Source organism: Mesorhizobium sp. M7A.F.Ca.CA.002.15.2.1 (genome assembly GCF_003998715.1).
GTDB classification, from domain to species: domain Bacteria; phylum Pseudomonadota; class Alphaproteobacteria; order Rhizobiales; family Rhizobiaceae; genus Mesorhizobium; species Mesorhizobium ciceri.
In genome coordinates this window covers 1-8,751 of the sequence record NZ_RZPI01000177.1, presented here as the reverse complement: position 1 = coordinate 8,751, position 8,751 = coordinate 1, and the positions used below count along the sequence as shown (strand labels likewise).

8 protein-coding genes and 1 pseudogene are annotated in these 8,751 nt (G+C 61.7%); 4 read left to right on the top strand and 5 right to left on the bottom strand.

Annotated elements, in window-relative coordinates; all coding sequences use genetic code 11:
* The 5 genes from ENZ74_RS12670 to ENZ74_RS12650 form a co-directional block, all read right to left on the bottom strand.
* Positions 1-531: extracellular solute-binding protein (locus ENZ74_RS12670; RefSeq protein WP_127312797.1), on the bottom strand; the 531-nt coding region annotated here is incomplete at its 3' end.
* Between the two features lie 23 nt (positions 532-554).
* On the bottom strand, positions 555-1,355 hold the full coding sequence (locus ENZ74_RS12665; protein ID WP_013529816.1) for an ABC transporter permease: 801 nt from the start codon (positions 1,353-1,355) through the stop codon (positions 555-557).
* Complete coding sequence (locus ENZ74_RS12660; protein WP_013529815.1) at positions 1,348-2,268, bottom strand: ABC transporter permease; 921 nt, start codon at positions 2,266-2,268, stop codon at positions 1,348-1,350. The genes ENZ74_RS12665 and ENZ74_RS12660 overlap by 8 nt, the downstream gene beginning before the upstream one ends.
* 2 nt (positions 2,269-2,270) lie before the next feature.
* The gene (locus ENZ74_RS12655; protein ID WP_013529814.1) at positions 2,271-3,365 is read right to left on the bottom strand and encodes an ABC transporter ATP-binding protein; all 1,095 of its coding nucleotides are present in this window, start codon (positions 3,363-3,365) and stop codon (positions 2,271-2,273) included.
* A 141-nt stretch (positions 3,366-3,506) separates the two neighbouring features.
* Positions 3,507-5,186, bottom strand: a complete 1,680-nt coding sequence (locus ENZ74_RS12650; protein ID WP_027161443.1) for an amidohydrolase — start codon at positions 5,184-5,186, stop codon at positions 3,507-3,509.
* Positions 5,187-5,340: 154 nt separating this feature from the next.
* On the opposite strand from ENZ74_RS12650, the gene ENZ74_RS12645 reads away from it, so the two are divergent.
* From ENZ74_RS12645 to ENZ74_RS12630, 4 genes and pseudogenes are all read left to right on the top strand, one after another.
* A complete protein-coding gene (locus tag ENZ74_RS12645) occupies positions 5,341-6,102 on the top strand; it encodes a TetR/AcrR family transcriptional regulator (RefSeq protein ID WP_244514233.1) in 762 nt (253 codons plus the stop codon).
* Between the two features lie 26 nt (positions 6,103-6,128).
* Positions 6,129-7,160 carry a histone deacetylase family protein gene (locus tag ENZ74_RS12640; RefSeq protein WP_024502679.1) on the top strand — a complete coding sequence of 344 codons (1,032 nt, stop codon included), beginning with the start codon at positions 6,129-6,131 and terminating at the stop codon, positions 7,158-7,160.
* A 550-nt stretch (positions 7,161-7,710) separates the two neighbouring features.
* On the top strand, positions 7,711-8,421 hold the full coding sequence (locus tag ENZ74_RS12635; RefSeq protein ID WP_063168914.1) for a LuxR family transcriptional regulator: 711 nt from the start codon (positions 7,711-7,713) through the stop codon (positions 8,419-8,421).
* Positions 8,418-8,751 (top strand): annotated as a pseudogene (locus tag ENZ74_RS12630) (helix-turn-helix transcriptional regulator); the annotation flags it as partial. The gene ENZ74_RS12635 and the pseudogene ENZ74_RS12630, both read left to right, overlap by 4 nt.

Here is an 8,751-nt window from a genome sequence, read left to right as displayed (position 1 = left end):
ATATTTGATCGCCGCGAAGATGACGTCATTCATCTCGGGAACGACGTTGACCTTGCCCTTCAGCTCGTCCGGCGTGTTGAAGATGATGCCCCAGCTGTCGGCCGGTCCCTTGTAGGCGTCGGTGTTGACGACGACGCCCACCGTGCCCAGCGCCCACGGCACCGAGTATTTGCGGCCTGGATCGAAGTCGGGGTTGGCCCATTCGGGCGCTACATTCTTGAAGTTCTCCATCTTGCCGGGGTCGGTTTCCAGGACAAGGCCTTCCTTGATCCAGATCGGCACGTAGGTCTGCGAGGGTACCGCAATGTCGAAGCCGGTGCCGCCCTGGCGAACCTTGGCAAGCGCGGTGTCGTTGGAATCATAATCGGTGATGGTCACCTTGACGTTGTATTTGGCCTCGAACTTCTTGATCACGTCGGGGCTGGTGTAGTTGCCCCAATTGTAGATGTTGAGCACGCCGTCGGCGCGGGCCAGGCCCGTCGAGGCGAGCAACGCCAACCCCATGGCGGTTGCTGTTGTCTTCCAGTTCATGGTTTTAACTCCCATTTTTCGGTTCAGTCTCGTTTCCTGCTGACGAAGAAAAACAACGTGACGATGGCAACCGAGAGCAGCAGGAAGGCGGTCGATATCGCGTTGATCTCGGGTGTGATGCCGCGGCGGATCTGGCCGAGCATGTAGGTGGGCAGCGTGTCCTGGCCGCCCGATTTGACGAACTCGGTGATGACGACGTCGTCGAGCGAGATGACGAAGGCCAGCATCAGCCCGGCCAGGATGCCGGGCCACAGAAGCGGCAACGTGATGCGCCGGAACGTCTTCCAGGGCGTCGCGTAGAGGTCGGCTGCGGCACGCTCCAGCGTCAGGTCCATATTCTCAAGCCGCGCCCGGATCGGCAAATAGGCAAAGGGAATGCAGAACGCCGTGTGCGCGGCGACCAGATAGCCGATGCCGGAATAACCGGTGAAGATCTTGATGCGCGAGAAGAAGATCAGCAGCGCCACCCCGGTGACGATCTCGGGCACCATCAGCGGCTGGTTGATCGCCGCATACTTGAAGGTGAGGCCGGGATAGGACGCGGTGCGGGTGGTGGCGAGCGCCGCCATGGTGGCAAAGATCGTGGAGAGCACCGCCGCAATGGAGCCGATCTGGAAGGAACGCAGCGTGGCATCGACGACCTGCGTGTTCTGCCATGCCGACTGGAACCATTTCAGCGAAAAGCCGCCCCATTCGGAGGTCGAGCTCGCCGCGTTGAAGGCATAGATGACCAGCACGATGATCGGCAGATACAGCACGATAAAGCAGGTCGCGGCGATCGCGCTGAATCCTGGCTGGTGCTTGATGGAAAAGTTCTTAGCCATGACGCACCCCCGACTTGCCGGCATTGCGCACATAGGCAAGCAGCGCCACCATGACGATGATCATGACGGCGATCGACAGCGCCGAGCCGAGTGGCCAGTTGCGGCCCTGCCCGAACTGCAATTCGATCAGGTTGGACAGCATCATGTTCTTGCCGCCGCCAAGCACGCTCGGCGTCACATAGGCGCCAAGCGCTGGAATGAAGACCAGGATGGAGCCGGCGATGACGCCCGGCTTGACCATCGGAAAGATAATCCGCCGCAGCACCTGGAAGCGCGTGGCGTAAAGGTCGTAGCCCGCCTCGACCAGCCGGAAATCCAGCTTTTCCATGCTGGCGTAGATCGGCAGCACCATCAGCGGCAGGTAGACATAGGCCATGCCGATCAGGATCGCCGTGTCGGTGTAGAGGATCTGGATCGGCGCCGAGATGATGCCGAGCTTGAGCAGCATTGTGTTGATGATGCCTTCGTTGCGGATGATCTGCAGCACTGCGAAGGTGCGGATCAAAAGGTTGGTCCAGAACGGAATGGTGATCAGGAACAGCCAGAGATCGCGGGTCTTTTCGCTGCGCGTCGCCATGAAATAGGCGGTCGGGAAACCAAGCACCAAGGTGGCGATCGTCGTCACCACCGAGAGCTTGATCGAGCGCAGGAAGATGGTGACGTGGGCGGCGGCGATCGAAAGCGTGTCGTCGAAGATATCGCGTTCCAGAAACACCGCTATCCAGGCTTCCGGCGAGAACTGCCACTTCACGTCGCCATAGGAGCCTGGCGTCAGGAACGAGTACACGAGCACGATCAGCAAAGGGCCGGTCGCGGCGAGGAAAATGACCAGCAGCGCTGGTGCTGACAAAAGCCAGCGGTCACGGACATCGCGCCGCTCCGCTGCCTTGGCGACTTCTTCCGCGGTCGCCATCGTCAGTCCTTCAGGACCTGGGCGGCATCGCTGCCGATGAGGATGCCGACCGCGTCGCCCTTCTCGAAACCGCAGCCCGCGCTGCGCGTGTTCTGCTGGCGTACGGTGAAGAGTTCGCCGCTGTCGAGATGAACATGGATGTGGGTGTCGGTACCGAAATAGACGATATTATCGACCCTCCCCGACAGTTCGCCCTTGGCCTTGGTCAGCTTGGCGTGTTCAGGCCGAACCACGACCGTGGCATTGGGCTTGGGCTGGAAACCCTGGGCCACGGTCGCCTCGATGGTCGCACCGGACTTGAGCGTGGCGCGCGCCTTGCCGTTGGCCATCTCGCTGATGGCGGCCGTCAGGAAGTTGGTTTCACCGATAAAGTCGGCGACGAAGCGTTCGGCCGGCTTGTCGTAGATATCCCAGGGCGAACCGACCTGGAGGATCTTGCCCGATGACATGACCGCGATGCGGTCGGACATGGTCAGCGCTTCTTCCTGGTCGTGGGTGACGAAGATGAAGGTGATGCCGGTCTCGTGCTGCAGCCGCTTCAACTCGATCTGCATCTCCTTGCGCAGCTTGTAGTCGAGCGCCGACAGTGGCTCGTCGAGCAAAAGCACCTTCGGCTGCGGTGCCAAGGCGCGGGCCAAGGCCACGCGCTGCTGCTGGCCGCCGGAGATCTGGCTGGTGCGACGACCGGCGAGTGCCTCCATCTTGACCAGCTTCAGCATCTCGGCGACGCGCGCCTTGATCTCGGCCTTCGGCTTACCCAGCATTTCCAGGCCAAAGCCGATATTGTCGGCGACCGTCATGTGCGGGAACAGCGCATAGGATTGGAAAACGGTGTTGACCGGCCGTTTGAAGGGTGGCAGCGGCGCGATGTCCTGGCCGTAGAGCAGGATTTCACCGGCGGTTGGAAAATCGAAGCCGGCGATCAGCCTGAGCAACGTCGTCTTGCCGCAGCCGGATGGCCCCAGCAACGTGAAGAATTCGTTCTCGCGGATAGATACCGAGACCGTGTCGAGGGCAGCCACCTGCCCCTCACCTGATCCGAAAATTTTGCTGACGTTTACTACTTCAATCGCATTCCGATCCGGTTTGTCCGGCACGATTACGCCTCACTGTTGACCCCGCTCTTGCTGGCGGAGCTCTTCCCCTGTTCGATGTGACCACATGGCCGGTGGGTTGGCAAGCCCGGCATTGGGTCACAGTTCAGTCAGTCATTGAGGCCTGCAAGCCCCATGCCATAGTCAGGCCTGATAGGTGATCTTGCCGCCGCAAATCGTCGTCACCGGCCGCACCTTGTGCAGATCGGCCGGGGCGGTGTTCTCGATATCCATCGACAAAACCACCAGATCGGCCATGTAGCCCGATCTCAGCGTACCCTTGCGGTGCTCGGCGAATTCGGCGTAGGCGCCCTCGATCGTGTAACCGGCGATCGCTTCATGCAGCGAGAAACTCTGGTCCGGGTCGCTTTCTGCCCATGGTTTGCGCAACACTGCCGCCTGAATGCCCAGGATCGGATCGATCGGCGACACCGGCCAATCGGATGCGAAGACGACATGCGCGCCGGCATCCTTCAAGGTCCGCCAGGCATAGCTCAGCGGCCAGCGTGCCGGCCCGATGCGCGACACCGTCGGCTCCAGCGGAAAATCCATGGCGCCGGGCGGATGCGGCGGTTGCATGGAAGCAATGACGCCGAGTTCTGCGAAACGCGGCACATCCGATGTGGTGGTGACCTCGATGTGCTCGACCCGGTGACGGCTGTCGCGCTTGCCGTTCGCCTTCTGCGCCGCCTCATAACCGTCCAGCACCGCGCGCACCGCGCCGTCGCCGATCGAGTGCACCGCGATCTGCAGCCCGCGCCTGTCGGCCGCGACGGCCAGATCGATGAATTGTTGCGGCGTGAACAGCGGCTCGCCCACCCAGTCGGGCCGGTCGGCGTATGGCTCGACCATGACAGCTGTCCAGGAATCGAGCACCCCGTCGTAGAACACCTTGACCATGCCCGACGACAGCCATTCGCTGTTGTAGCTTTCGGCCATATCAGATGCCTTGTCGAGCATGTCGAGCGTCATGAAATTCTTGTAGTGGAACGGGATCTTGACGCGGCAGGGCAAGCCTTCCTCGGCTTCGATCTCGGCCAGCAGCTCAAGCTGATAGAGGTTGCCGTCCATGTTCTGGATCGAGGTGATGCCGTGGCGGGCGCACCAGGCGAGCCCGCGCCGCATGATGTCGCGGTCGGCGTCCCGCTCGGCCGCCGTCGGCATCGGGTCCGGCTCGCCGCCGGTCGACAGCCCCAGCCGCACCCGGCTTTCGCCGGCAAGGTCGAGCACCGGGCCAAAGGCCTCGCCTTCGCGCAATTCGCCGGCGGCCAGTCCATCGTCACCCATGACAATCTCATTGCCAGGGCCGAGCGTACGCCCCTGCAGGATGCCGGCCATTTCCAACGCCTTGGTGTTGGCCCACATGGTGTGATGGTCTGGCGCCGCCATGCAGAACGGACGATCGGGCAAAATGGCGTCGAGGTGATGGCGCGTCACGCGCTCGCTGCCGAGCACGGTGTAGTCGACGCCTTGGCCGACCAGCATCTTCGCGTCGGGCCGGGTAGGCGCATAGTCGCGGATCGCCTTCTGCAGCGCCTCGAAGCCATGTATACCGGTGAGTTGAAGGTGGGCAAGTTCAGCCCCGCCCGAAAACAGATGCATGTGGGCTTCGATGAAACCCGGCAGGACGGAGCCGCCCTTGGCGTCGATTACCTTGGTGGCCGGTCCCTTGAACTCTTCGATGGAGGCGCGGCTGCCGATGGCGATGATTGCGCCGTCCTTGACGGCGACGGCCTCGGCGGTGGGATTGTCGTCGTCGATGGTCAGTACACGACCATTGATGACGATCAGATCCGCATTGTGACCTGCACCTGTGACAGACATCGCGACTCCGCGCTTTTGACGACTGACTGAGACCGACAACCTCTTGGCCAACGACCTGCCACTCCACCGGAGCGGCGCCATGGGACGAAAAAGAATGCCAGCGCGCTGTCTTGGAAATTCCCCTTGTCATCCCAAGAGGCAGCGTGGATAAAGAATGCGACTGATTATTCGCGTTTGTCAACATACCGAATCTGGAATGTATCGTGGACAGCAAGCTCCCACCATGTTGAGACCGGGCGGGGAACGAGGACATCGGACGGTGAAGCGCAGTCTCGACCGCAAAAGCAGGATAGCGCTCGAACCGCGCAAACAGCCGCGGCAAAAACGCTCCAGCAAGGTGGTCGACCGGATTCTCGACGCAGCGCTGGTCTTGACGCGGGAGCAAGGAACCAAGACGCCGACGACGCTGGCCATTGCGCAGCGCGCAGGCTTGTCGGTTGGTTCGATCTACCAATACTTTCCCAACAAGGAAGCCATTCTTCTGGACCTCGCCCGGCGCTGGCTGTCATCCTTTCCCGAGGTGATCGCCAAGCGTATCAAGGTCGCCCCGCCCACCAACCGTGAAGAGTTTCGGCAGGAAGTGCGCAAGCTCTTCATCGACACGTCCAGACTCTACCTCGAAAACGCCAGCCTGATGCCGGTGATCGAGGCCATTTCAGGCAACGCCGACCTCAGGCCGATCCAGAACGAATATGACGAGCAGATCATCGCGCTCTACGCCGCATGGCTGCAGCATGTGAACCCGGCGCTTGAAGACAATGTCGCCAGCCGGCTCGGCGTGCTGATGATGGACGTCGGGCACGCCTGCCGGCTTGTCGGGCTGAAAAGAGACCGCAAGACATACGACCTCATCGAGGACGATGTGGAAAGAATGTGGCTCGCTCTGGTGAGCCCTTATCTCAATCTTGAATCTTGACTGATTTCGCACTTCGAGAGGAATTTATGAAGACTGTTTTCTCCCCCCTTCACGCCGGCCATGCCGGTCAAATGGAACTGGTCACATCAGCCATCGTGCCGGGTTTCGAGAAGCCATCGAGGGCCGAATTCATCAAGGCGCGGGTCGAAAGCGAGAAACTGGGTCCCATCATCGCGCCGCACGAACATGACCTCGCCGCCGCCAAGCGCATCCACAAATCAGACTATATCGACTTTCTCCCGACGGTCTGGCCGCAATGGCTGGAAGCAGGTCTCACAGGCACGGCGATGCCCTTCACATGGCCGACGCGCGGCCTGCGCGGCGACGTGCCGCCAAAGCGCGTCGACGCGCTGCTCGGCTATTATTCCTTCGATGCCGGCGCCACTTTCGTCGAAGGCACGTGGGCCGCGATCAAGTCTTCCTACGACGTAGCGCTGACCGCCGCCGGCCTGCTCAAGGATGGCGAGGCTTCCGCCTTCGCGCTCTGCCGTCCGCCCGGCCACCATGCCGGGGCTGGCTTCATGGGCGGCTATTGCTACATCAACAACGCCGCTGTCGCCGCGCAATGGTTCCGCGACCACGGCGCCAAACGCATCTCGATCCTCGATGTCGACTACCATCACGGCAACGGTACGCAGGAGATCTTCTACGACCGTGCCGACGTCCAGGTGCTCAATCTGCATGGCGATCCGATGGTCGAGTACCCGTTCTTCCTCGGCCATGCCGACGAACGCGGCGCGGGTGCCGGCGAAGGCTTCAACATCAATTATCCGATGCCCTTCGGCACCGACTGGGATGCATGGAACGCCTCGCTCGAGGATGCCTGCGGCAGGCTCGCCGCTTATGCACCGGATGTCGTCATCGTCTCGCTGGGTGTCGATACGTTCGAGAAGGACCCGATCAGCCAGTTCAAGCTGAAGACGTCTGATTATCCCAAGATCGGCCGCCGCATCGCCAGGCTCGGCCTGCCGACGCTGTTCGTCATGGAAGGCGGCTATGCCGTCGAGGAGATCGGCATCAACGCGGTCGGCGTGCTGACCGGGTTCGAGGATCGGTAAATGCCTGTCGTCCAGGAGCATCTGGCGGTTTTGGGACAACGACAGGCATAAGCAAAGGACCACCGGGACCGGGCGGCAACATCGCCCGGCTCCGACTATCGGGCCAAGGCACCCCCTTCGGCACAGCAACCGGCGCGCCCGTCTGTCCAATGCTCCCGAGCCTGGCGAAATCGACCAGCCGCCGAGGTGGCCGGCGAAGACTTTCGCGTCCCGGTCGTCTGTCCAGGGCGCGAAAACCGAGCTGTGAGTCGCGCCGGAGTCCATCAGATTCGATTTTGTCAAATCGCGTTTGATGTCAGATTCAACTGCGGGTAGATTAAACCCGAATCAGCCGGTCCTGGGGGGCGCGGCGACCACCCAAAGTCTTTTGTTCCGGAGCTTTTCCGGCACCAGACGCGGACGGCTTCGCGTTCCCTGAATGGATTCGGGATTTGGTTCGGTGCAGCCCTGCGCCACGCGTGTGTCTTCGTCAAAGTAATGTGTATTCGGGTTCGGCGGCTGACTTCCAGCATCCGGACAGCAGAAACGATTCCGGCCAAAAGCAACGAGAATGAGCAGTCCCGCCGCGCTACTTCAATCCGACACATTGGGCTCGCGCCTGACGTCGCGCGGCGATCTCACCAGCTTTTTCATGCAACTGACCGCCGAGATCGGCGCCGACAGCTACATGCTGGTCGCCATCGTCCACGATCAGGACCGCAACGATGCGCGCATCGTCTCCTCCAACTGGATTTTCGACGCCATCGAGTTGATCGGCAAGCGGCTGATCGCCGGGCTTGCGCAAGGCGCGCTCACCGTCGCGCCCGGCATTCGTCCGCAGCCGCTGGTAGCATCTCACGCGCCCGAAGCTGACGGGTTGATCACCGGCGAGGAAGCCCGCCTTCTCGATGTGCTCGGCCATGCAGAGATCTATTCCCTGCGCCTGAATGTCGGCCGCCAGCGCCTGTTCGCTCTGTTCTCGGCAGCGACAGCCGGCAGCATCGACCAGCCGGCGCTGATGCGGGCGCAGCTGAAATGCTGCTACGCGCTCTCGCACATCCCACAACTGATCGCCGCCGCCGCCATGCAGGATCCGTTGTCGGATCGCGAGCGCGAATGCCTGTTCTGGGTTTCCGAAGGCAAGACCACCGACGAGGTCGCCGTCATCCTTGGCGTCTCCTCCAACACCGTCAACAGCTACATCACCCACGCCATCCAGAAATTCGCGGCCAGCAACCGCGCGATGGCCATCGCCACGGCGATCAGGAGCGGCATCATTTGAAACACGCCGATATCAAGGAAGCCGCCGAAGCCCTTTTCAACGAGCAGCGCAAGCCGTTCGGCGCCTTCACCCTTAGCTCCGAAACCCATCACGCGGTCACCATTCCCGACGCCGTGCGCCGCTGCCGCTGGATCGCCGTCGACATCAACGCCTCGGCTTTCGGCCTGTTCTTCGTCAGCCCCTCGCCCGAACGGGCGCGGCTCGTTCCTTGCCTTGATTCCGACTATCCCGGGATTGCCGTGGCGACGAAGTTCATTTCAGGCGCCAATGGCGAGGAGATCGTGCGTCACACGCGCATCTCGACCGAACCGCGCTGGTGGACGGATGACG

Excerpts from the sequence above, each read along its gene's own strand:
- ENZ74_RS12665 (WP_013529816.1), bottom strand. The coding sequence starts at position 1,355 with ATGGCTAAGAACTTTTCCATCAAGCACCAGCCAGGATTCAGCGCGATC.
- ENZ74_RS12660 (WP_013529815.1), bottom strand. The coding sequence starts at position 2,268 with ATGGCGACCGCGGAAGAAGTCGCCAAGGCAGCGGAGCGGCGCGATGTC.
- ENZ74_RS12650 (WP_027161443.1), bottom strand. The coding sequence starts at position 5,186 with ATGTCTGTCACAGGTGCAGGTCACAATGCGGATCTGATCGTCATCAAT.
- ENZ74_RS12645 (WP_244514233.1), top strand. The coding sequence starts at position 5,341 with ATGCGACTGATTATTCGCGTTTGTCAACATACCGAATCTGGAATGTAT.
- ENZ74_RS12640 (WP_024502679.1), top strand. The coding sequence starts at position 6,129 with ATGAAGACTGTTTTCTCCCCCCTTCACGCCGGCCATGCCGGTCAAATG.
- ENZ74_RS12635 (WP_063168914.1), top strand. The coding sequence starts at position 7,711 with ATGAGCAGTCCCGCCGCGCTACTTCAATCCGACACATTGGGCTCGCGC.